Origin of the sequence: Cupriavidus sp. WKF15 (assembly GCF_029278605.1) — a bacterium.
Classification (GTDB): Bacteria; Pseudomonadota; Gammaproteobacteria; order Burkholderiales; family Burkholderiaceae; genus Cupriavidus.
Window position 1 is genome coordinate 712870 of record NZ_CP119572.1, and the last position, 22468, is coordinate 735337.

The 22468-nt window shown below is 68.2% G+C and carries 26 protein-coding genes; 11 read left to right on the forward strand and 15 right to left on the reverse strand.

Translation table 11 applies throughout. The annotated features are described in order from the left end of the window. The first annotated feature begins 4 nt into the window (after positions 1–4). Positions 5–871: a formate dehydrogenase accessory sulfurtransferase FdhD gene (gene fdhD, locus CupriaWKF_RS03405; RefSeq protein WP_276099628.1), complete on the forward strand. Its 867-nt coding sequence runs from the start codon at positions 5–7 to the stop codon at positions 869–871. Continuing rightward, entirely contained in the window at positions 868–1092 is a 225-nt protein-coding gene (locus CupriaWKF_RS03410) for a formate dehydrogenase subunit delta (RefSeq protein WP_276099629.1), read from the forward strand. The genes fdhD and CupriaWKF_RS03410 overlap by 4 nt, the downstream gene beginning before the upstream one ends. 44 nt (positions 1093–1136) lie before the next feature. On the opposite strand, the gene CupriaWKF_RS03415 is transcribed toward CupriaWKF_RS03410, so the two are convergent. Then, positions 1137–1688, reverse strand: a complete 552-nt coding sequence (locus tag CupriaWKF_RS03415) for a nucleoside 2-deoxyribosyltransferase (protein ID WP_276099630.1) — start codon at positions 1686–1688, stop codon at positions 1137–1139. Positions 1689–1835: 147 nt separating this feature from the next. Between CupriaWKF_RS03415 and CupriaWKF_RS03420 the strand changes: the two genes are divergently transcribed. From CupriaWKF_RS03420 to CupriaWKF_RS03440, 5 genes are all read left to right on the forward strand, one after another. Further along, positions 1836–2777 (forward strand): 2-hydroxyacid dehydrogenase, encoded by a 942-nt coding sequence (locus CupriaWKF_RS03420; protein ID WP_276099631.1) that lies wholly within the window; start codon positions 1836–1838, stop codon positions 2775–2777. A 63-nt stretch (positions 2778–2840) separates the two neighbouring features. Continuing rightward, positions 2841–3035: a DUF1059 domain-containing protein gene (locus CupriaWKF_RS03425; protein ID WP_276099632.1), complete on the forward strand. Its 195-nt coding sequence runs from the start codon at positions 2841–2843 to the stop codon at positions 3033–3035. A 208-nt stretch (positions 3036–3243) separates the two neighbouring features. Then, a complete protein-coding gene (gene modA / locus CupriaWKF_RS03430) occupies positions 3244–4044 on the forward strand; it encodes a molybdate ABC transporter substrate-binding protein (protein WP_276099633.1) in 801 nt (266 codons plus the stop codon). 18 nt (positions 4045–4062) lie between these two features. Next, positions 4063–4779, forward strand: a complete 717-nt coding sequence (gene modB / locus CupriaWKF_RS03435) for a molybdate ABC transporter permease subunit (protein WP_276099634.1) — start codon at positions 4063–4065, stop codon at positions 4777–4779. A 7-nt stretch (positions 4780–4786) separates the two neighbouring features. Further along, positions 4787–5509: an ATP-binding cassette domain-containing protein gene (locus CupriaWKF_RS03440; protein ID WP_276099635.1), complete on the forward strand. Its 723-nt coding sequence runs from the start codon at positions 4787–4789 to the stop codon at positions 5507–5509. Here CupriaWKF_RS03440 and CupriaWKF_RS03445 read toward each other — a convergent pair. The 6 genes from CupriaWKF_RS03445 to CupriaWKF_RS03470 all read right to left on the reverse strand — a co-directional run bounded on the left by CupriaWKF_RS03445 (position 5479) and on the right by CupriaWKF_RS03470 (position 11404). Beyond that, the gene (locus CupriaWKF_RS03445) at positions 5479–6018 is read right to left on the reverse strand and encodes a class IV adenylate cyclase (protein ID WP_276099636.1); all 540 of its coding nucleotides are present in this window, start codon (positions 6016–6018) and stop codon (positions 5479–5481) included. The genes CupriaWKF_RS03440 and CupriaWKF_RS03445 overlap by 31 nt on opposite strands. Positions 6019–6042: 24 nt before the next feature. Beyond that, positions 6043–6642 (reverse strand): LysE/ArgO family amino acid transporter, encoded by a 600-nt coding sequence (locus tag CupriaWKF_RS03450; RefSeq protein ID WP_276099637.1) that lies wholly within the window; start codon positions 6640–6642, stop codon positions 6043–6045. Between the two features lie 69 nt (positions 6643–6711). After that, on the reverse strand, positions 6712–7506 hold the full coding sequence (locus CupriaWKF_RS03455; protein WP_276099638.1) for a TOBE domain-containing protein: 795 nt from the start codon (positions 7504–7506) through the stop codon (positions 6712–6714). 51 nt (positions 7507–7557) lie between these two features. Then, positions 7558–7836 (reverse strand): RNA-binding protein, encoded by a 279-nt coding sequence (locus CupriaWKF_RS03460; protein ID WP_276099639.1) that lies wholly within the window; start codon positions 7834–7836, stop codon positions 7558–7560. Positions 7837–7927: 91 nt separating this feature from the next. Then, a complete protein-coding gene (locus CupriaWKF_RS03465) occupies positions 7928–10309 on the reverse strand; it encodes a DUF3141 domain-containing protein (protein WP_276099640.1) in 2382 nt (793 codons plus the stop codon). A 330-nt stretch (positions 10310–10639) separates the two neighbouring features. After that, positions 10640–11404 carry a tyrosine-protein phosphatase gene (locus CupriaWKF_RS03470; protein ID WP_276100656.1) on the reverse strand — a complete coding sequence of 255 codons (765 nt, stop codon included), beginning with the start codon at positions 11402–11404 and terminating at the stop codon, positions 10640–10642. Between the two features lie 349 nt (positions 11405–11753). On the opposite strand from CupriaWKF_RS03470, the gene CupriaWKF_RS03475 reads away from it, so the two are divergent. Continuing rightward, the gene (locus tag CupriaWKF_RS03475) at positions 11754–12449 is read left to right on the forward strand and encodes a transglycosylase domain-containing protein (protein WP_276099641.1); all 696 of its coding nucleotides are present in this window, start codon (positions 11754–11756) and stop codon (positions 12447–12449) included. 42 nt (positions 12450–12491) lie between these two features. Here CupriaWKF_RS03475 and CupriaWKF_RS03480 read toward each other — a convergent pair whose 3' ends face one another. The 6 genes from CupriaWKF_RS03480 to CupriaWKF_RS03505 all read right to left on the reverse strand — a co-directional run bounded on the left by CupriaWKF_RS03480 (position 12492) and on the right by CupriaWKF_RS03505 (position 18699). Then, complete coding sequence (locus CupriaWKF_RS03480) at positions 12492–13115, reverse strand: PqiC family protein (RefSeq protein ID WP_276099642.1); 624 nt, start codon at positions 13113–13115, stop codon at positions 12492–12494. Then, entirely contained in the window at positions 13112–14743 is a 1632-nt protein-coding gene (locus CupriaWKF_RS03485) for an MlaD family protein (protein WP_276099643.1), read from the reverse strand. The genes CupriaWKF_RS03480 and CupriaWKF_RS03485 overlap by 4 nt, the downstream gene beginning before the upstream one ends. Continuing rightward, the gene (locus CupriaWKF_RS03490) at positions 14730–15488 is read right to left on the reverse strand and encodes a paraquat-inducible protein A (RefSeq protein WP_276099644.1); all 759 of its coding nucleotides are present in this window, start codon (positions 15486–15488) and stop codon (positions 14730–14732) included. Before CupriaWKF_RS03490 ends, CupriaWKF_RS03485 begins: the two co-directional genes overlap by 14 nt. Further along, positions 15485–16162: a paraquat-inducible protein A gene (locus tag CupriaWKF_RS03495; RefSeq protein WP_276099645.1), complete on the reverse strand. Its 678-nt coding sequence runs from the start codon at positions 16160–16162 to the stop codon at positions 15485–15487. Before CupriaWKF_RS03495 ends, CupriaWKF_RS03490 begins: the two co-directional genes overlap by 4 nt. A gap of 9 nt (positions 16163–16171) precedes the next feature. Beyond that, a complete protein-coding gene (locus tag CupriaWKF_RS03500) occupies positions 16172–17329 on the reverse strand; it encodes an AI-2E family transporter (protein ID WP_276099646.1) in 1158 nt (385 codons plus the stop codon). Between the two features lie 230 nt (positions 17330–17559). Next, entirely contained in the window at positions 17560–18699 is a 1140-nt protein-coding gene (locus CupriaWKF_RS03505; protein ID WP_276099647.1) for an HPP family protein, read from the reverse strand. 70 nt (positions 18700–18769) lie between these two features. On the opposite strand from CupriaWKF_RS03505, the gene CupriaWKF_RS03510 reads away from it, so the two are divergent. Continuing rightward, complete coding sequence (locus tag CupriaWKF_RS03510) at positions 18770–18919, forward strand: hypothetical protein (protein WP_276100880.1); 150 nt, start codon at positions 18770–18772, stop codon at positions 18917–18919. A 4-nt stretch (positions 18920–18923) separates the two neighbouring features. Here CupriaWKF_RS03510 and CupriaWKF_RS03515 read toward each other — a convergent pair whose 3' ends face one another. After that, on the reverse strand, positions 18924–19346 hold the full coding sequence (locus CupriaWKF_RS03515; protein ID WP_276099648.1) for an Lrp/AsnC family transcriptional regulator: 423 nt from the start codon (positions 19344–19346) through the stop codon (positions 18924–18926). A gap of 160 nt (positions 19347–19506) precedes the next feature. Here CupriaWKF_RS03515 and CupriaWKF_RS03520 point away from each other — a divergent pair, with 160 nt between their 5' ends. After that, positions 19507–20388: an arginine deiminase-related protein gene (locus tag CupriaWKF_RS03520; RefSeq protein WP_276099649.1), complete on the forward strand. Its 882-nt coding sequence runs from the start codon at positions 19507–19509 to the stop codon at positions 20386–20388. Between the two features lie 30 nt (positions 20389–20418). After that, the gene (locus tag CupriaWKF_RS03525) at positions 20419–21495 is read left to right on the forward strand and encodes an ornithine cyclodeaminase (protein ID WP_276099650.1); all 1077 of its coding nucleotides are present in this window, start codon (positions 20419–20421) and stop codon (positions 21493–21495) included. Positions 21496–21513: 18 nt separating this feature from the next. Here the strand turns inward: CupriaWKF_RS03525 and CupriaWKF_RS03530 are convergent, their stop codons facing one another. Further along, positions 21514–22113: a helix-turn-helix domain-containing protein gene (locus CupriaWKF_RS03530; protein WP_276099651.1), complete on the reverse strand. Its 600-nt coding sequence runs from the start codon at positions 22111–22113 to the stop codon at positions 21514–21516. Between the last annotated feature and the right edge of the window lie 355 nt (positions 22114–22468).

Consider the following 22468-nt stretch of genomic DNA (forward strand, 5'->3'; position numbering starts at 1 on the left):
CATCATGATGCGCTGCCTGAATGCGCCGGAACTCGAACCGGCGCTGCAAGCGGACGGTGAGCCGGCCACGCACAGCACCTTCGCCGTGAGCCGCTGGCGCAACGGCGAACACGCGCTGAGCCCGGACGAGCTGGCCGAAGAGGTGCCCGTTGCGCTGGAATACAACGGCATCTCGCACGCGGTGATGCTGGCCACGCCGGCGGACCTGGAAGACTTTGCGCTCGGCTTCAGCCTGAGCGAGGGCATTGTCTCCAGTCCGCGCGATGTGTACGACATCGAGGTCGAGCCGCGCGAGCACGGCATCGCGGTGCGGCTGGAGATCGCGTCGGAAGCCTTCATGGGCCTGAAGGAGCGGCGCCGTTCGCTGGCGGGCCGCACGGGCTGCGGCCTGTGCGGCACCGAATCGCTGGAGCAGGTGATGCGCATGCCGGCGCCGGTGAAGAGCGAAGCCAGCTTCGACGCCGAGCTGATCCAGGCCGCGTTCGTGCAGCTTCAGCTGCGCCAGGCGCTGCAGCGCGAGACCGGCGCCACGCATGCGGCGGCGTGGCTGCGTGCCGACGGCCATGTCGCGATGGTGCGCGAGGACGTGGGGCGCCACAACGCGCTCGATAAACTCGCCGGCGCGCTGGCGCGCAGCGGCGAGGACATCGCCACCGGCGCCGTGCTCGTGACCAGCCGCGCCAGCTATGAAATGGTGCTCAAGGCCGCGTCCATCGGCGCCGGCGTGCTGGCCGCCGTCTCGGCGCCCACGGCGCTGGCCGTGCGGCTGGCCGAGCAGGCCAACATCACGCTGGCCGGCTTCGTCCGCGCCAGCGGCCACGTGGTCTACACCCATCCCCAACGCCTGCAACACGAAGCGAGCCTGGCATGAAGATCGACAACCTGATTACGATGGCCAACCAGATCGGCAGTTTCTTTGAAGCGATGCCGGACCGGGAGGAGGCGCTGGCCGACATCGCCGGACACATCAAGCGGTTCTGGGAGCCGCGCATGCGCAGGGCCTTGCTGGGCCATGTGGATGCGGATGCCGGCGCCGGACTGCTGGGGATTGTCCAGGAGGCGGTGGGCAGGCATCGGGGCGTGCTGGAGTGAGGCGTTCGGGTATGGCCTGACCAGGTGCCCGGCATGGCAGGCACCTAGTCATCCGCATCGCGCGACGCCGTCTCCCTTTCCCGTCTTGCTGCCCGACGCCGCTCGGCATCCACCATCGCCTGCAGGCACGCCTCGGGCCCCCCATGCACGAGCCTGGCCGGGCAGGCCAGCATCAGGTTCTTCGGCAGCCCGAAGTCCTCGACCAGATACCCCTGCGCATCCCGGGCACGTCCGCGCGCATCGACGCCCGCGGTCGCGCGCTCGCGCAGCGACCCGTGTTCCCCGTAGTAGCCCCACACCGGCTTCTGCAGCGCCACGGCGAAGCCGACTTCGAAGGCCGTGCCCGAGTCCGGTTCGCCAGGCCCGCGGAAATCCCCGAGGTTGGCCATGACCCGGTCGGCACGGCGGATCAGCGCGATATTGGTGTCGTAGATCCAGCGAGCGGTGTCCGGCCCGGACAAGCCGGCGGGCGCCGCCTTGTCGAGCGGATACAGCCCTTCGAAGCCATACCGGGCGCATAGCGCCTTGAGTTGCTCTCCCCATTCCAGGGCATCCTCGCGGAACACATCGAATCCGGCCAGGTAGAGGGTCGTCATAGGGGTCTTCATGGCAAGGCGCGCAGGCGCAACGGTTGTTCAGGACGGCTGCCAGCATAGCGCAGCGCGCGTGCCGCTGGCCGGCAGGACCGGCAAGCCTGCGCTACCATTGCCGTTCCGTTTTTCGCCCGATTTCCATCCGCTCCCATGTCCGCAATCCAGATCCTCCAGGTCGGCCCGCTGACGCCGCCGACCAACCTCGCGCTGCAGGAGCGCTTCGGCGCTGCCGCGCTGTGGCAACAGGCCGATCCGCTGGCCTGGGCGCGCGAGCAGGGTGGCGAGGTGCGCGTCGTGGTGACCTCCGCCCGGCATGGCTGCAGCGCCGCGCTGATCGCCGCGCTCCCGCGCCTGGAGGCCATCGTCAGCTTCGGAGTCGGCTACGACTCGATCGCGCTCGACGCGGCCCGCGCCCGCGGCATCCAGGTCAGCAATACGCCCGAGGTGCTCAATGACTGCGTGGCCGACCTGGCCATTGGCCTGCTGATCGACGCGGCGCGCGGCATTGCCCACGGCGACCGCTTCGTGCGCGCGCAACGCTGGCCGCAGGGCGGCTTTGCGCTGACCACGCGGGTATCGGGCAAGAAGCTGGGCATCCTGGGCCTGGGCCGCATCGGCGAGATCGTCGCACGCCGCGCGGGCGGCTTCGACATGGAGATCGCGTACCACAACCGCCGTCCGCGCGAAGGCGCGCCGTGGCGCTTCGAGCCTGACCTGAAGGCGCTGGCGGCATGGTCCGACTTCCTCGTGGTGGCCTGCGTGGGCGGCCCCGAAACCGAGGGCCTGGTCTCGCGCGGGATCATCGAGGCGCTGGGGCCCAAGGGTATCCTCGTCAATGTCTCGCGCGGCAGCGTGATCGACGAGGCGGCAATGGTGGAGGCACTGGCCGACGGCCGGCTCGGCGGCGCGGGCCTCGACGTGTTCCGCGACGAGCCCAATGTCCCGCCGGCGCTGCTGGCGCTCGACAATGTCGTGCTGGCGCCGCACATGGCCAGCGGCACGCATGAAACGCGCGCTGCCATGACCGCGCTGACGCTCGAGAACCTGGAGGCGTTCCTGGCCACCGGCAAGGTCCTCAATCCCGTCCTGTAACACCTGCCGACCTGCGCCCTATACTGGGAAACACCGGTCGCCGGACCAGTGTCAGGAGGCAATATGGGACGCAAGTATATTGATTGCCGCGAGTTTCCGAGCGAGGCCAACTGCACGGTCGCCCTCAGCGCCGACAGCGAAGACGAACTGCTCGAAGCCGCGGTCCAGCATGCCGTGGCTGTGCACCAGCACCAGGACACCCCTGAGTTGCGCGCGCAGTTGAAGACCCTGTTCAAGGACGGCGCACCGCCGGCCTGAACCGTGTTGGCGCGCCGGCACCGGCGCGCCATCTCCCGCTCCTGTCCCCTTTGTGCGGCATTCGCCGCCCGTGATATCCGCCTTGTGCGTGGGTCAATACCCATGCAGGCAGTCATGGCGCATCATTGACGCCTCGCTATATACAGCCTTATATTGCGCCTGACAGTACGCTCAAGCCTATCCGCGCCCACGCGCTTCCAGGACTTCCATGCAGACCTCCCGCTCCGCTCGCACGCCGGGCCCGGCTTTCCGGCGCCGTGCCGTTCATTTCGCCAGCGCCGCGCTGGCCGCCCTGGCGCTGGCCGCCCCGCCCGCCTTCGGCGCCGACCTGGTGGTATCGGCGGCGGCGAGCCTGACCAATGCGTTCAAGACGCTGGCCGAGTCGTTCGAGAAGGCGCACCCGGACACCAAGGTAGTCCTGAACTTCGGTGCGTCGGACGTGCTGATGCAGCAGATCATCAAGGGCGCGCCCGCCGACGTGTTCGCCTCGGCCGACCAGGAAGCCATGAACAAGGCCGAGGCCGAGAAGGTGGTGGTCCCGGCCACGCGCCGCGACTTCGCCGCCAACCAGGTCGTGCTGATCGTGCCCAGCGACAGCAAGCTCCATATCGGCGCGCTGCAGGACCTGACCAGGCCCGAGGTGAAACGCATTGCCTTCGGCAACCCGGCCTCGGTGCCGGTCGGCCGCTACACCAAGGGCGCGCTCGAAGCCGCCGGCCTGTGGGACGCCGTCTCGGCCAAGGGCGTGCCCGCGCAGAACGTGCGCCAGAGCCTGGACTATGTCGCGCGTGGGGAGGTCGAAGCGGGCTTTGTCTTCGCTACCGACGCGGCGGTCATGCCGGACAAGGTCAAGGTGGCCGTGCGCGTGCCCAGCCGCACGCCAGTGACCTACCCCATCGCCTTGACCAGCCTGACCAGGCAGAACACGCAGGCTACCGCCTTCGTGAGCTACGTGCTGTCGGCCGAAGGCCAGGCGATCCTGGCGCGCTACGGCTTCCAGAAGCCCTGATCCGGACCGGCACATACCATGAACGCTGTCTGGGTGCCGCTGCTGCTGTCGCTGAAGGTCGCGGGCTGGGCCACCGCGATCAACGCCGTGCTGGGCGTAGCCGCGGCCTATGCGCTGGCGCGCTGGCGCTCTCCGGCACGCGACGTGGTCGACGCGGTGCTGACGCTGCCGCTGGTGCTGCCGCCCACGGTGCTCGGCTACTACCTGCTGGTGCTGGTGGGCCGGCGCGGTGTGTTCGGCGAATGGCTCGGCACGCTCGGCATCGAACTGGTGTTCACATGGCAGGGGGCGGTGCTGGCCTCGACCATCGTCGCTTTTCCGCTGGTGCTGAAATCGGCGCGCGCCGCGTTTGAAGGCGTGGACCACCAGCTGGAAAACGCCGCGCGCGTGCTCGGCGTGCCGGAAGCGGGGATCTTCTTCCGCGTCACGCTGCCGCTGGCCGCGCGCGGCATCTTCGCCGGCGTGCTGCTGGCCTTTGCGCGCGCGCTCGGCGAGTTCGGCGCCACGCTGATGGTCGCCGGCAACCTGCCGGGGCGCACACAGACCCTTTCCGTCGCCATCTACGAGGCCGTGCAAGCCGGCGACGACAACACCGCCAACCTGCTGGTGCTGGTCACCTCGGTCACCTGCGTCGCGATACTGGTGGTGGCGGGGCGGCTGGTTCCCGCCACGGCGCGCAACCCGGCCGAAATCTACGAGCGCGGACGCCTGCGGCGCACGCGCACGGCGCAGTGAGGCAGCCATGAGCATGCAGGTCAGCATTCGCAAGCGCATGGTCTCGGCCGACCGTCATTTCGAGCTGGACATCAGCTTCGATTCGGACAGCCGCCGCATCGCGCTGTTCGGCCCTTCCGGCGCCGGCAAGAGCCTGACGCTGCGCGCCATCGCCGGGTTGCTGATGCCGGATTCCGGGCGCATCGTGCTCAACGGCCGCACGCTGTTCGATGCCGAGGCCGGCATCAACGTGCGCCCGCAGGAACGCCGCGTCGCCTACCTGTTCCAGGAGTACGCGTTGTTCCCGCACCTGACCGTGGAGCAGAACATCGCCTTCGGCCTCGCCAGGGGCTGGCGCAATCCGCGCCGCGGCGCCATGCACCCGGAGACCGAACGCTGGATCCACGCTTTCGGCCTGCGCGAGATCCTCGGCAATTATCCCGCCGAGATCTCCGGCGGCCAGAAGCAGCGCGTCGCGCTGGCGCGCGCGCTGGTGGCAAAGCCCGATATCGTGCTGCTCGACGAACCGTTCTCGGCACTCGACCCCGCGCTGCGCCTGCGCATGCGGGAAGAGCTGCGCGCGTTGCAGGCCAGTCTGGACGTGCCGATGCTGGTCATCTCGCACGACCCGGCCGACGTGGAAGCGCTCGGCGAGCACGTGCTGGAGATCCGCGAAGGCCGGATCTTTGGCGGCGGTACCGCGCGCCGCCACCCGCCCGTCTACGCCCCGCTACCGGCCAGCGTGGTCTGAGCCGTGCGCAGCAGGTCGACATAGGCGCCCTCCAGCAGGGCGCCGGCTTCCACCCCCAGCTGGTCCAGCAGGCCGTGCGCTTCCGCGACGCCGTCGGCCACGCTCTCGTCATCGGCCAGCACCACCTCAAGCTCCAGGAACTCGCCGAGTTCTTCCACGCGGTCCAGGTGAATGCGCGTGCGGCCCGCCAGGTACAGCGTGCGTACCTTGCGCACGCGTCCCGCTTCGCCGTGGGCGGCCGCCAGCGCGGCACGCAGCGTATCGGGCGATGCCGTCGGGGAAAGGAGGTAGAAGCTCTCCTTGGGACCGGCCTGATCGGGGCGCGCGTAGAAGATCAGCTCGCCGCGACCGGCGCTGAACGCCCTGAGCTTCAGCCGGCCGTTGGGGCACGGGAAGAAGGTGTCGTCCTGCTCGATCCGTTCCGGTCCGCTGCTTGTCAGCGCCGCGACACGCGGCTCGATGGCGTCGATGCTGTCCAGACGCGCCTTGATTTCGATATTTCTTGCCATGGGTACCTGCCTTGTTGTGCGTGTTCAGTCCAGCAGCAGCTTCGCCGCGATTGCCCACATGGTGACGCCGATCACCACCTCCAGCACCTGCCATGCGCGCGGCCGCGCGAACACCGGCCTCAGCAGCGCGGCGCCATAGCCCAGCGCGAAGAAGAACAGGAACGACGCCGTCACCGCGCCCGCGGCGAACTGCGTCTCGCGGCCGTGGAACTGCGTGGAGACCGAACCGATCAGCATCACCGTGTCGAGGTACACGTGCGGATTGAGCCAGGTAAATGCCAGGCAGACGCCGAGCGTCGCCAGCAGCGGCCGGGGCTCGGCATTGCTCGGATCGAGCACCGCCGACGACCGCATTGCCGCAAGGAAGCTGCGCGCGCCATACCAGACCAGGAAAGCCGCGCCGCCATAGCGCATGGCCGCGCCAAGCCACGGAAGCTGCCGGATCATGACCGCAAAGCCCGACACGCCAGCCAGGATCAGCAGGGCATCGGACAAGGCGCAGATGAGGCAGACCCAGAACACGTGCTCGCGGCGCAGTCCCTGGCGCAGCACGAAGGCATTCTGGGAACCGATCGCAAGGATCAGGGAAAGACCGAGGGAAAAACCGGCCAGCGAGGCGTCCATGTGCGGGAAGATCGGGTCTTGCGAGGAGGCCCGACATTATGGACGACCCGCACGCGCTGCGCTGCCTGCCTACGCCACCACGCCCAGGATGACGCTGGACGCCTTGAAGATTGCCAGCGCGCGCACACCCGCCGCAAGACCGAGGGCCTGCACGCTCTCATTGGTGACGATGGCCGCCACGCTGCCGCCGCCATCCAGGTCCAGCACGATCTCCGCATTGACGGCACCGGGCACGACGCGCGACACCACGCCGGGCAGCTGGTTGCGCGCGGACAGGCGCAAGCCGGGATCGGGCAGCCCGATGAGGACCGACGACGCCTTGATCAGCGCAAACGCCTCCACGCCAGGTTTCAGCTCCAGCGTCTCGACGCTCTCATGCGTGATCGTGGACACGATGGCCTGCCCGCCCGGCAAGGCCAGCACCACCTCGTCGTTGACGGCGCCGCCGCGGATGCTGTCGACCTTGCCGAACAGCTTGTTGCGCGCACTCGTGCGGATCATGAAACGCCTCATCACGTTAAGGTCTTCAGCCGCGCTATCGCCCAGGCGGCCAAGGTGGGCGACGAAGCGCCGGTGTTCTTCCTCGAGCGCCCGATAGGTGCGGATCAGCTGTTCGGCGCGCTCGGTGAGGCGCGTGCCGCCGCCACCCTTGCCGCCCGCGGCGCGCACCACGAGCGGTTCGCCGGCGCTGTTGTTCATGGCGTCGATGGCGTCCCAGGCGGCCTTGTAGCTGATGCCCACGGCGCGCGCCGCCGCCGTGATCGAGCCCTGTTCGCCGATGGCGGCCAGTAGCGCGATGCGATCCTTGCCGCCCCAGTCGTGTGAGCCGGAGCGGAACCAGATGGCCCCCTGGAGTTCAAGCATGGCGTGGATGGCGCCGCCCTGCGAAGGCGGCGCGGCAGAGTCGGAATGCGGTTATGGTAATCGCTTTGCGCCGTCGGCCGGGGACTCCGGCTCCTGATGCGCGGGGATGTACCAGTGCATGCGCCCGCCGGCGAAATACTGCCGGTCCAACTGGCGCAGCAGGCTCCATGCCATGAAACGGTCGACCTCCAGGTCCACCCAGGCCCACGGGCGCTCGGGATCGCCTTCACGGACGATCTCCACGGAGTTGACCGGTACATGCTGCGCGAGCATGTCGCGCAGCATCGCTTCGGTGACGTTGCGGCGCAGGCCGCGGATCAGGATCTGCATGGCTTGCGTGGCCGTGCAACGCGACGCGCGCCGCGCGCTCGGGCGTTTGCGCACCCCCAGGCGATGGAATCGGCGTTGGCCACGCCGACGATCAGCACGCGCGCGGGCCGCCGGCGCGGCGCTTGCCGCCAGCCGCCGGGTTGCTTGCCTCCGGACGTGCCACGCGCGCGCGTCCGTTGCCGGTCTTTGCAGCCGGAGCCACTGGCAACTCGGCGGACTGGGCCCCGCCGTGCGCGTGGTCGGTGCCCAGCACGTCGGCCACTTCACGGTAGTGCGCCAGGCGCTCGCTCTCCAGCGGCGCGCTCACGGTCAGCACGCGATGCGCGGCCACCATCAGCCTGCGGCGCTCGTCCTGCTCCGGCACCAGCAGCGGCAGCGCGTTCAGCGCGCGCTGACGGTCAAGCTGCACGATGAAGGTCTGCTGCCGCACCAGCGACTTGAACTCGGCCAGCGTCAGGCGGCCGCGCCCCTCCGGCTGCTCGCGCGCCATCTGGCGCAGCAGGTTGAACGGGCGTTCCTCGATCGCGGCATTGGCGTCCGCGACGTAGGCCAGCACGCGAACGAAGGCTTCGCGCATGCCGCCCTGCTCGATGGCAGCCTGGGCATCCTGCAGGCGCCGCTGCGCCAGCTCCTTGCGCAGCTGCACCGTCACCGGCGATTCCAGGTTGACGGGTGCCTGCGCCGTCATGCCCACCAGCGCCGCCATCATCGGTGACTGGTATATCGCTTCGAATACCTGTTCGTACCAGGCATCGCGCACATCGCGATACTGGTCGAGCGCGGTAGTGATCTGCGCCGACACGGCACGCTCCATGGTCAGGAACGGGTTGTCCTGCGAGACGGCATGGCGGTGCTCGCGCACCATCGGCGCCAGTGCGCCGATCCAGGCCATCCACGGATTGGCGTCGGTGGCCGCCGAGCGCTCCAGGCGCGACGGGTGGACAGCGCGCGAAGCCTCCGCGCCAAGCTCGCTCGATGCCGCGCGCACCAGCGGCGAAGCGAAGGTGTCGTAGAGGTGCTGGTTGACTTGGGACACGCGGCGCACGACTTCGAACGCGCGCTCGTCCTCGCGGCCGTCGTCGAGCGCGAGGATGTCGGCGATCTTGCGGCGCTCGAAGCGCACCAGATAGCGCCCCTCGATCAGGTTGCGGTGCGGGGTGCCGGGCGCGATGTCCTCGATCTTCGCCTCGTACAGTCCCGGCGGCAGCACGTCGATGAGATCCAGCGCGCAGAACAGTTCGCTGTGCTCGCGGTTGGCCACGCCCGCGGACACGAAGATGCCCAGGTGCCCCACCGTCGGATGCAGGCAGTACACGATGACCTGGTCGTTGGCGACCAGCTCCTCGTCGGTGGCGTACAGGTCGGGAATCCAGTTCAGCGCCTGCTGCGGCGGCGTGATGTTGTCCCCCCATGACGCGAACACGATCACCGGCGAGCGGATATTGCGCAGGTCCACCACGGTCTTGCCATCGGCGCTGCGCACCTGGCCCGCGGTCAGGCGGTTGCCGACGAACAGGTTCTGCACGATCCAGTCGATCTCTTCCCGGTTCATCAGGAAGTGTCCGCCCCACCAGCGCTCGAACTCCAGGAAGCGCGGGCCTTCCGTATCGGCCTTGGCGTAGACGTTGTAGAGCTTGCCCCAGAGCGTGTTGGAAGGATTGAGCTGCTCGAAGTTCTGCACCAGCCAGGCGCCGTCGAAGCGCCCGTTGCCGAGGTCGGCCGTCAGCGAGGCCAGCCACGACCCGCCGAGCAGGCCGCCGCTGTAGCGCATCGGGTTGGTGCCGCGCTTGCCGGACCAGTACGCCAGCGGCGCGCCCGCCACCAGCAGCGGGCCGACGGCGGGTGCCACCGCCGCGAGGATCATCAGCGCCCAGCCGGCCTGGCAGTTGCCGACCACGAATGGCTTGCCCGGCGCATCGGGATGGCGTTCCTTGATGATCTGCAGGAAGCCGGCCTCGGCCCGCGCGACGGCTTCGATGGTCTGGCCCGGGCACGGATCGCGGAAGAACGTGATGAAGTAGCACGGATGCCCGGTGCGCAGCGCGATGCCGATCTCGCTGTCGGCCTTGAAGCCGCCGATGCCGGGGCCGTGCCCGGCGCGCGGGTCGATCACGACAAACGGGCGCCTGGCCGGGTCGGTCGGCATGCCGGCCGGCGGGATGATGCGCAGCAGCGCATAGTTGACCGGCTCGGGCTGCGTGCGCGCGTCGGCGAGCATCTCGTAGTCGAACACGAGCACCGGCGGCATGCCTTCGCGCTCATGTTCGGAGGATTCGTTGCCGCGCTGGCGCAGGATGTCGAGCAGCAGGACCGAGCGTTGCCAGGCATCGACTCCGTATTCGAGCGCGGCCCACGGCCATGCCGCGAATGGGGCAAGGGCGCCGAACTGCGCCAGTGGGCCAGTGGTCGCTTCCGTGGTTTCAGGCTGTGCGGACCCGAGAATGGTCGGGCCGGAGGCGTTGCTAGCGGGCATTCCACGTTCCCTGGTTGGCATCGGGTGTGTGCGCCACGCATGCCGGGTCAGCCATCCGGGCCTGCCCCTGACGTGACGCATTGTGCTTTGCAGCAAAAACAAGCCTACCAGCGTGCCATGTCCATGGCAACCGCACCCATGTGGCCGACCGCGTGCAGACAGCGGCGATCGCGCGGCTCGAGGCGCTGATCCCGCTCGCGCCGCTGCACCGGCCGCACAATCTCACGGCGCTGAGTACGGCGAGGATGATGCGGCAGAGGGGTTAGGCGCTCCGGGGCCTTGGGGATGATGCCTGGCGCCGCCCGCCAGGCATGGCAAGCCCCCGGCCGGCTACGCCAGGTAGTGATGCCTGAGGGCCTCCACATCCACCCCCAACCCCTCGGAGAGATACCGTCCCATATCGCCATACCCCGCTTCGATTGCCTGAATCGAAGCTTCCATATAACTGGCCCGCACCTCCAGCAATGGCATCATGACTTCCGGCCGGATCCCGAACTGCGCGATGCGCTCCAGCGCCTGCGTGTTGAACCGCGCATTGCGCTGGTTGGATTCGAGGTAGTTGGCGAGGATATCGTCCTGCCCCACGCCAAGCGCCGAGAGCAGCAGCAGTGACGCAAAGCCCGTGCGGTCCTTGCCCGCGGTGCAGTGGTACAGCAGCGTCTTGCCCGCCTGGGCATTGCGCATGAAATCGCCAAAGACCTGCCGGTAGCGCACCGGAAAGTCGCGATAGACGCCGAGCATGAATGCATCCACGTCTTCAGGCGTGCTTTCGCGCAGGCGCGGCATCAGCACATCCATGGCCATGCTGCCTTCGAGCACCGGCATGGCGATCCAGTTGAAGCGCTGGCCGAACGGGGCTTCGTCCGCCGACTTTTCGCCGGGCGAGCGAAAGTCCACCACGGCGTCCAGCCCCAGCCCCTGCAGCCGGTCGATGTCGGCCCCGCAGGCAAGTGCCGGATTGCCGCTGCGGTACAGGCGGCCATGCCGTACGCGACGGCCGCCGGCTCCGGCAAGGCCGCCGAGGTCGCGCGCGTTGCTGACGGTTTCGAGTTGCAGTTCGCTCCCATTCGCGGCGGGCCCGAAGGGCACCGCCATATGCAGGCCCGGCGCGTGCAATGCACGCATGCCTGGGGCCCAGGCCAACCATTGGCTGATCATTTGTCGTCCTCTTGTCTGTCTTCTGTGGCGCGATCGGTTCGCGCCAGCGCCGCACGCAATGCCGCGGCGTCGACGCCGGCCCGCAGGCCTCGTACCAGAACCTTCATGTTCGACTCCCAATTATCCCAGATCGCTCCGGCGCCTGCGTCACCTGCCAGTTTGACGCATTGCGGCGAACCTCAGGGCAGGCCGCACTGGCTGGTTGCACGCGCGTTTAGTAGGGTCCTGCCGAAGCAGCGGTCCCGCCAAACGTGACGCCAGGCTGCTTGCTGGCACAATACCCGGCATGAAAAGTCTCTGGTCCGCCTTTGTCAAACTGGTGGTGCTCGCCGTGGTCGGCGGCGCGCTGCTTGCCACGGTTGCCGTGCTGGTGGCCAATCGCCAGCTGCCATCGCTCGATGCGCTCAACGCGTTCCGCAGCACGCCTGACTATGTGCCGTTACGCGAGTTTCCGCGCGACCTGGCCGATGCGGTGGTCGCCATCGAGGATGAGCGCTTCTACCTGCATGACGGCATCGACTACGTCGGCGTCATGCGCGCGGGCGTGGCCAATCTCTCTGACGAGCTGTCACAGGGCGCGTCGACCATCACCATGCAGGTCGCGCGCAACTTCTTCCTGTCGCGCGAAAAGACCTATACGCGCAAGCTCTACGAGGCGCTGCTGTCGTACCGGATCGAGCATGCGATGAGCAAGGACGAGATCCTTGAGCTGTACATGAACAAGATCTACCTTGGGCAGGGCGCATATGGGTTTGGCGATGCGGCGCGGGTTTATTTCGGGAAGTCTCTCGGCCAGCTGACGCTGGCCGAGTGCGCCATGCTTGCGGGCCTGCCCAAGGCGCCTTCGGCCAACAACCCGGTGGTCAACCCGCGGCGGGCGCGGCAGCGGCAGGCTTATATCCTGCATCGGATGCTGGAGCTGGGGAAGATTTCGAGGGGCGAATATGACGCGGCGTTGCTGGAACCCATGAGGCTGAAATAGGGGCCCGGCAACGCCGGCACGCCGGCAAGATGCGGTACCCGTCTACCGCTTCAACGCCTGCAATCCCGCCGCAATGTCATTCGCGGCCGCGGACAGGATCTCCCGGTAAGCGGCCACGACTCCCTCGACCTCGCCGGGCGCGGCCAGATCCGACTGCGTACGTCCGCTCACGACTTTCCCATCCGGCAGCCGCCGCACGGTCCAGTTGATGGTCGCCCCGGCCCGCTGGCCGATATCGGCGTCCAGCCGCACCACTTCGGTAGTGATCCGGTACACCGGCGACACATCGGCCAGCCCCTGCTGGTAGGTATCCACCGCGCCCAGGCTGGCCTGCAGCTGCTGCGACAGCGCATCGCGCATCTCGTCGGGCAGCGGCGACGACCAGCGCGACAGGTCCAGCAGCCTGAGCCCGGCTTCATTGCCATTGCGGCTGTCCCGCACCACGAGCTGCGGCCGGTTCAGGCGTTCGGGCACGCGCACGGGCGCCACCTCGATCCACAGTGGATCTGTGTTGGTCGCCGGTGTTGCCGCGCTGGCGACAGCGGCGGCCGGCCCTTGTGCGAGCGTGTAGTAGCGGGGCTCCGGCGAGGCGCAGCCCGCCAGCACCGTGGCGGCGGCCAGCGCGGCCAGCGCACAGGCGCGCGTGGCATGGGTCCGATTCATCATTCCTTCTCCGGCTTGCCGCGCAGCAGCGCTTCGGGGTGGCGTTCGAGATAGTCGGTCAGCGTGCGCAGCGACGTCGCGGTGCGGGTCAGCTCCTGCACCATGCGGCGCGCATCCTGCTGCAGCGGCGCGTCGGAAGCCAGCGTGCCGTTGGCGGTCGACAGCGTCTTGCGCGCGTCCTGCAGTGCGGCCAGCACCTGTGGCGCGACATCGCCGTTGAGCTGCTTGACGAGTTCGTCGGCGCTCGCGAGCGTGCCGTTGAGCGCGGCCACCGACTTGCGCAGGTCCTCGCCGATCTGGTCGAACGGCACCTTGTCGATGCGGTTGACGATGTCGCCTACCTGCGCCTGCAGCTGGTCGAACGTGCCCGGCGTGGTGGCGAATTCGGGAATCGGCGCGTTCAGGTCGACGTTCGCCGGTGGCGCCTTCGGGAAGAAGTCCAGCGCCACGTAGAGCTGGCCGGTCAGCAGGTTGCCGGTGCGCAGCTGCGCGCGCATGCCGCGCTTGAGCAGCCCGGCGATGATCTCGTGGCGGCGGGTCGGGTCCTGCACGTCGCGTTCGCGGAAGCCCATGCGCGACGGGTACAGCTCCACCACCACCGGCATGCGGAACGCCTTCTTGTCGCGCTGGAACTCGATGCCGATGGAGCGCACCTGGCCCACGATGACGCCGCGGAAGTCCACCGGTGCGCCCGGCGCGAGCCCGCGCACGGACTGGTCAAAGTTGAGTACCGCCAGGGTCGGCGCCAGCTCCTCGGGCTCCTTCATGGCCTCGACTTGATCGGCGGCGAGCAGGAACTGCGTGTTTTCCGCGGCGGGGGCCGTCGCGCTGGTGCCTTCGGGCGCCTGGAAGGCCACGCCGCCGAGCAGCACGGTGACCAGTGATTGCGTCGACAGCTTCAGGCCCGACGCATCGAGCTTGAGGTCGACACCGCTGGCGTGCCAGAAACGCGTGTCGGCATTCACCAGCTTGTCATAGGGCTTGTTGACGAACACGCGCAGGGTGATGTCGCGCCCGTTCGGATCGAGCTGGAACGCCACCACCTGGCCCACCTGGACGCGCCGGTAGTAGACCGGCGAGCCGATGTCGAGCGAACCCAGGTCCGACGCGCGCAGCACGAACTGCTTGCCCGACGAGTCCGATGTCACGACGGGCGGCGCCTCCAGGCCCTTGAACTCGCGCCTGCTCTCGTTGGACTTGCCCGCGTCCACGCCGATGTAGGCACCGGAGAGCAGCGTTTCCAGCCCCGATATGCCGCCGATGGCAAAGCGCGGCCGCACTACCCAGAAGCGCGTGTCGGCCACGGCGAAGTTCTCGGCGTCCTTGGTCAGCTCGATCTTGGCCAGCACGTGCGAGCGGTCAGGCGCGAGCCGCACCGATTTCACCAGGCCGATGTCCACGTCCTTGTAGCGCACGGCAGTCTTGCCCGGCGTCAGGCCTTCGGCCGAGCGGAAGGTCACGGTGATCTCGGGCCCGCGCGAGGCCAGCGTGTGGACCAGCAGCGAAATGCCGACCACGGCCGCGACGATCGGGATCAGCCAGACCAGCGACGGCAGCCAGCGCGCGCGGCGGCGGCGCTCGGGTTGCGGCAGCCCCGGCGGCGAGGGGGGAGTGTTGTCAGTCTCGGGCATCTTGTTGTTCCAGCGAGTCCCATAGCAGGCGCGGGTCGAAGCTCAGCGACGCGAGCATGGTCAGCACCACGACCGAGGCAAAGGCCAGCGCGCCGCCGCCGGGAATGATGGTGGCCAGCGCCCCGGCCCGCACCAGCGAGGCCAGCAGCGCCACCACGAATATGTCGAGCATGGACCATCGGCCGATCACCTCGATCAGGCCATACAGCCTGGTCCGCTGCCGCAGGCGCCAGGTCGAGCGCATATGCACGGAGACCAGCAGCAGCGTGAGGATCAGCATCTTCAGCAGCGGCACGATGATGCTGGCGATCAGCACGATCCCCGCGAGCAGGTGCGAGCCCGACAGCCACAGGTAGATCACGCCGGACAGGATGGTGTCCTGCTGCGTGCCGAGGATGGACTGCGTCACCATTACCGGCAGCAGGTTGGCGGGAATATAAAGTATGTAGGCCGACAGCAGGAACGCCCAGGTACGGGCCACGCTGTCGGGCTTGCGGTGGTGCAGCGTGGCGCCGCAGCGCGGGCAGGGCCGGCCTTCGAGCGAACGGGGGCTGACCAGGTCGCAGGCATGGCAAGACAGCAGCCCCAGCCGCGTGGCCGTGGGCACCTGCGGCAGCGGCGTGCGCTCGTCGTCGTCGGTGATCTCCTGCACCACGCTACTGGCGAACTGGCGCGAGCGCTGGAGCTGCTCGCGCGCGCCGGCCAGGCGCGGCAGCTTGCGGCGCGGCGGCTGCGTATCGCTCATCGGCGGGCTCCGTCCGTGGCCTTGGCCTGCGCCTCTTGCGGCGATTCCAGGAAATGCCACAGGTCGCGCGGATCGAACGACAGCATGGCCGCCAGCACCACCACCAGCGCGCCGAACGACCACAGCGCGATGCCGGGCAGCACCTGGGCCATGCTCGACAGCTTTACCAGCGTGACCAGCACGCCGATCATGAACACTTCGATCATGCCCCACGGCCGGGTCTGGCGGATGCCGCGCACGACGCGGTCAAAGCCGGCAGGCATGCGGCGGGCCGCCATGGGCACCAGCAGGTAGGCCATCATCAGCATTTCCGAAAGCGGGAACAGGATGGTGGTGGCGAACACCAGCGCGGCCACCAGCGCCATGTTGTCGGCATATAGCGCCTGCACGGCGCCGAGCAGCGTGGTTTGCGTGCGCACGCCTTTCAGGTCCATCTCGACGATCGGAAAGGCGTTGGAGACCAGGAACAGGATCAGCGCGGTGATGACCAGCGGCAGCAGGTGCCGGTAGGCGCGCGTGCTTTCGCGGTACAGCTCGCCGCCGCAGCGCAGGCACAGCGCGCGTTCGCCCGGGGCCAGTTCCGCGCGCTGGTACACGGCGTCGCAGTATTCGCAGGCGACCAGTCCGTGCAGGGTGCCAGCGTCCAACGGCGTGCCGGTGTCACCGTGTGCCATGCGTCGCGCTCAGCCGGGCCGCTTGCCCGGCGCGACTGCCGGTGCGTCGGGGTTGTCGACCAGCGCGGGCGCGGGGCTGGGCGCGGGCGCCGGCGCCATGGCTTGCGCGCGCTGCACGGCTTCGATCTGCGAGCCGATGGTCCAGTCGCGCAGCAGGGCGTAGGCCACCGCGAGCAGGGTCGGGCCGATGAATACACCCAGGAAACCGAAGGCCAGCGCGCCGCCGAGCACGCCCATCATGATCCAGATAAGCGGCATGCCCGTGCCCTTGCTGATCAGCAGGGGCTTGATGATGTTGTCGGCCATGCCGACCACGGCTACGCCCCATACCACCAGGAAGATCGCCCAGCCCGTGGCGCCAGCGTGATAGAGCCACAGCGCGGCAGGCAGCCAGATCAGCGGCGGCCCGACCGGGATCACCGACAGGAAGAACGTGACGAAGCCCAGGATGGCAGCCCCCGGCACGCCCGCGATCCACAGGCCGATCCCTTGCAGCACTGCCTGGATGAACGCCGTGCCGAGCACGCCGTAGACCACGCCCTTGACCGTGCTGCCGGCCAGCGCGAGCAGGTGGTCGGCGCGCTCGCCGGCAATGCGGCGCATGCCCGCGCGCAGCCAGTCGACCGCGTATTCGCCGCCGGTGTAGAAGAAGAACGCGAGGATGATCGACAGCGCGAGCTGCCCCAGTCCGGCGCCGACCGACAGCCCGGCGCCGAGCAGCGCATGGCCGACCGGCGCGATCAGCTTGCGCAGGTTGGCCATCATGTCGGAGTCGGCGTGGAACAGCCCCTGCCACGACGTCTGCAGATAGCTGCCCACATAGGGCAGGCTGCTGAGCCAGTCGGGCAACTGCGGAACGCCCTGGTCCATGTAGCGGTCGACCAGGCCGGAGAGTTCATCGATATGCGCGGCAAAGCTCGCGCCCGCATAGACAAAGGGGCCGAGCACGATCACCGTGGCCAGCACCACGCAGATCAGCGCTGCCAGGCCGCGCCGGTTGCCGAGCCAGCGCGCCAGCACCGTATAGGGGTACCACGAACTGAATGCCAGGATGGCGCCCCACAGCAGCGCCGTCGTGAACGGTGCCAGAACCAGCAACGAGCCGCCGATCAGCACGACCAGCGCGAATACGGCGGCGATCTTTTCAATCAGTTGGCCGGAACTCATGACTTCTCCAATTCCGCCGGAGTGACGGAAACGGCGTAAATATAGCCTACGTCGGTCCCCCCGGCGGCGAGAGGGCCATTTCGGGGGCCGGTGCAGGCACTCGTGCGGGCATAGCCGAGGGAACAACCCACAGTGCCACACCTGTATGACATGCGCCAGCACCGCATGGAAAGCATGAAAGCGCAAACGGGCGCCGTAGCGCCCGTTGCCGTGCGGAAAGAACTGGCTGGTCAGGACGTCGCGCTCATCACGCCGTCCTTGAGCAGCGCTGCCACCAGGTCCGACTGCGTCACCATGCCGACCACGCGGTGGTGGTCGTCGATGACGGGCGCGTGGTGCAGGCCGCCGTCGCTGAACGCCTGCGCCAGTTCCACCATGGGCTGCTCGGGGCGCGCGGTGACCACGGCGCGCGTCATCAGGTCGCGCACGGTGCCGGCCAGGCGGCGCGCACCGGTGTCGCGCTGCGCGGCGAAGAAATCGCTCTGGGTGATGATGCCCAGCAGCTTGCGGTGTTCGTCGACCACCGGCAGCGCCTTGATGCGGTGCCGCGTCAGCAGGTGCGAGGCCTCGGTGGCGGGCCGCTCGGCGCGCACCGTCACGACGTCGCGCGACATGATGTCGGAGCACAGCACGTTGCCGAAGCGGCGCCGGTACGCGCGCAGTTGCGCGGCCATCAGGATCGCTTCGAGATCGTCTTCTTCGATATCGAGGAACTCGCCGCGCGCCTGCAGCGCATCGTGCAGGTCGGCGCGCGTGAAGCCGACGCGCTGTCCGGGCGGAAGATCGCTGGTGTGGTGCTGCACCGGCGGCTCGGGCGGGCGGTGCGGATAGCGCCGCTGCGACAGGTTGTTGAAGGCCAGTGCCATCAGCAACAGCAGCATGGAATTGAACAGCACCGGCACGACCACGAAGCCGAAGCCCAGCGCACTGACCGCAGGTCCGCCAAACACAGCAGTGATCGCCACCGCGCCGCTGGGCGGGTGCACGCAACGGAGCTGGAACATCACCGCGATGGCGACCGCCACCGCGGTGGCCGCGGCCAGGCCGGGGTCGGGAATCCAGCGCGCGCAGGCCACGCCGATCAGCGCGGCGAACAGGTTGCCGCCGATGATCGACCAGGGCTGTGCGAGTGGACTCGAAGGCACTGCGAACAGCAGCACCGCCGAAGCACCCATCGGCGCGACAAACCATGGGTTGAAGCCGCCCAGGGTCTGGTGGCTGATCCACTCGGTGCAAAACAGGCCCAGCAGCGCGCCGAGGCAACTCTTGATGCGCTCGAGACGGCTGGCCGATACCGGCAAGGGGACGAAAGTGCGCAGCCAGGCACGGGTGTTATGTGCAAGTGCAGCGACGGCGGGGGCGGAAGGCATTCGGGAACGGGGGCGCGTTGGAATGGTCGGTGTAATATATCACGGGGTGATATATTTGGCGGCCTTTGGGGTGGAAAGCACCGACACCATGTCCATGCGGCTGATCGGCATTGTCTCGCTGCGCGACCTGCTGCGGCCGAGCGGGCAGGTCTTCCATGAGGAGTTCAGCCGCGAGCGCCTGCGCGGCGTCGCGACCGGCAAGCTGAGCGCTACGCGCTGAAGCGCTAAAGCTTGTAGGTCGACAGCAGGATGCTGGTCTCCGTCGCGCTGATGCCGTCGATCAGCCGGATCCGGTCCAGCGTGCGGTCGAACGCTTCGAGCGAATCGGCGCGCAGCTCCGCAATGATGTCCCAGCGGCCGTTGGTGGTGTGCAGCGCCTGCACATTCGGCTCGCCGCGCAAGGCCTGCAGCACGGTGCGGGCCTTGTTGCCTTCCACCGCCACCGTCATCCACGCGCGGATGCGGTGCGGCTCGGCCTCCGGCCGCAGCCGCACGGTATAGCCGACGATCAGTCCTTCCTTCTCCAGTTTGTCGATACGGTTCTGCACGGTCGCGCGCGACACGCGCAGCGCCTGCGCGAGCGCCGTGACCGGCGTGCGGGCGTTGTCGCGCAGCAGCGAGAGCAGTTGGTGGTCAATGGCGTCCATGGGGCGGGTTGGCGCTTTGTTGTTTTGTCCTGGCGATTTGTACATTCAACAGCGCAGATTGTGCAAGTTGCTGGCTATTAGTTAACACCGGCCTGCATCAGAATGCAATCGAACAAATAACCGCGCCGCAGACTGCTGCCGACGCCTTCAAGGAGCCGCCGTGATCACCACCCCTACCATCCTGCTTGTCGAACCCACGTTTTACGATGTGTCGTACAGCATCAACCCGTGGATGGATCCGCAAGCGTGGGCGCGCGATCCCCGCGGCATGCACCGCGATGCCAGCAATGCCTTTGATGCGCTGCACGATGCGCTGCGCCTGGCCGGCTTCGCGGTCGAACTGGCGCCGGGCTTCCCGGGCGTGCCGGACATGGTGTTCCCGGCCAATGCCGCCGTGGTGCTGGACGGCCGCGCCGTGCTCGCGCGCTTCCGCTACCCCCAGCGGCGCGGCGAAGAGGCGCCGTTCGCCAGCATCTTCGAAAGCATGCGCCAGCGCGGGCTGGTCGATGAAGTCATGCAGCTTCCGGACGGCTGCTACCAGGAGGGCGCGGGCGACTGCATCTGGGACGCCAGCCGCGGCCACTTCTGGGCCGGCTTCGGTCCGCGCTCCTCGCGCGAGGCGGCCGATGCCATGGCGGCCCGGTTCGGGCGAGAGGTGGTGGCGCTGGAACTGGCCACGCAGCACAGCTATCACCTGGATGTGTGCTTCTGCCCGCTGTCGGGGGGAGAGATCCTGTACTACCCGCCGGCCTTCTCCGAAGCGTCGCTGCGCGACCTGCGCGCACGCGTGCCGGCCAGCCTGCGCATCGAGGCGACCGAGGACGACCTGCGCCACTTCAGCGTGAACGCCGTCAACCTGCACGACCAGGTCGTGATGACGCGCACGACGCCGCACCTGCGCGCCGAACTGGGCGGGCGCGGCTACCAGTTGCGCGAAGTCGACCTGTCGCCGTTCATGCTGTCCGGCGGTGGCGCCTATTGCATGACCTTGCGCCTGGACCGCAGCAGCGGGACGCTCAACGCATCTCGCGCGGCAGCGTGAACGGTTGTCACCGGGATTCGGGAGTCCACCATGAAAGACACCACCATGACGCGCTTCCTGGACGCCACGGACGTTGCCAGGCTGGTCGGCGCCATCGGCGTGCCGGTTGCCCTCGCGCAATTGTCCGACCACGTGCGCCAGGATTTCCTGCGCTGGGATCAGTTCGAGAAGTCGGCCCGGCTGGCCAGCCATTCGCCGGTCGGGGTGATCGAGCTGATGCCTGTGAGCGACGGCGTGCAGTATGCGTTCAAGTATGTGAACGGTCATCCGCGCAATGCGCGTTTCGCCATGCCGACCGTGATGGCCTTCGGCATGCTGGCCGAGGTCAAGACCGGCTTCCCGCTGATGCTGGCCGACCTGACCCTGGGCACGGCGCTGCGCACGGCCGCCACCTCGGCACTGGCCGCGCGCGCCATGGCGCGGCCGGACAGCGCGGTCATGGCGCTGATCGGCAATGGCGCGCAGGCCGAGTTCCAGGCGCTGGCCTTCCACGCCATGCTGGGCGTGCGCGAGGTCCGTGCCTATGACATTGACCGCGAGGCCACGGCACGGCTGGCGCGCAACCTCGCGGCGGTTCCGGGTTTGTCCATCGTTCCCGTCGAAACCGCGCGGGCCGCGCTGGCGGACGCGGACATCGTCACCACGGTGACCGCCGACAAGAAGCAGGCGACGATCCTGACGCCGGACATGGTGCGCCCGGGCATGCACCTGAACGCCCTCGGCGGCGACTGCCCGGGCAAGACCGAGCTGCATCGGGACATCCTGCGCCAGGCGCGCATCGTGGTGGAGTATGAACCGCAGACGCGGCTCGAAGGCGAGATCCAGCAGCTCGCGCCCGACGCGCCGGTCACCGAACTCTGGCAGGTGCTCTCAGGCCGCGCGCCGGGGCGTGCCGGCGCGGACGAGGTGACGATCTTCGATTCGGTCGGGTTTGCGCTCGAAGACTACTCGGCGCTGCGCTGGCTGTACGCGGCCGCGTGCGCACGCCATGCCGGCCGGCAGATCGAGCTGGTGGCGATGCCGCCCGACCCGCGCAACCTGTATGGCTGGATGGTGGACGCGCAGGCGCCGCGCGCGGCAGCACCGCAGGAGACGGCGCTGGCGTGACCGGCCTCGGCCGGGGTTTCAGCCGCCCCGGCCCATCATCAGCTGCGCGCGCAGGAAGCCCTTGACCTCTTCGAGCGAGGGCGTCTTCAGGAACACCATGATGCCCCAGTGCTGCAGTGCGTCGGCCACGCCTTCGTAGGCCTGGCGGTTGGTGATGACCGCAAAGATCACGTGCAGGCTGGAGAAGAAGTTCTGCAGCTTCTCGATGGTGGCGGACTCGGCGTCGTTCAGTTCGTCGACGTAATAGAGCACCACGCGCGGCTGCGCGCTGACCGAGGCGATCACCGTGTCGAGCAGGTCGTCCACCACCGCGGTGCGCAGCGGAAGGCCCCATTTGCCGAGCTGGCCGTGGATGCGCTGGGCTTCCTGGTGGTTGGGGTGGAACACCACCAGGTCCAGCGCGTTGCCGCTGGCGGGCGCGTCATGGCCGACGCGCGTCGCCAGCAGGCGGTGCACGGTTTCCTTGTGGATGCGGCGGTGGCCGCCATTGGTCTTCCAGGCGCCGAGCTCGCCGCGCTCGACCATCTTCTGCACGGTGCCCAACGATACGTTGAGCAGTTTTGCCGCGGTACGCGTACTGTAGTAAGGCTTTTCAGCCAGTGCCGGATCCAGTTTCATCCCATCACCCGAAGTAGTCCCGATCACGGCCCCGCGCTGCGCCAGGCACCTGCGCCGCACGGCCTGCTGCCGTCATCCTGGTTGACTGACCCTGTTCGTCGGCCCGCTCCCTGGCCCGACCGCAGCTGCGTTGCTGCTCTAGTTCTTTTCTTTGTGGCTGTTCTTTGCTGACCGGTCCGTGTGGCTAAGCTGGACCCAATAATATGCCGGAAAGAGCAGAATATCACTGCTCATGAACAATAATCGACTGACATTTTTGTTCTTTGACACACATTCCGCAATCCGCAGCTATCTGCCGCAATAAGGCTCAACAAGGCGCCCTGCCTGGAGGCAGACCCGTGCAAGCGGTGTCAGT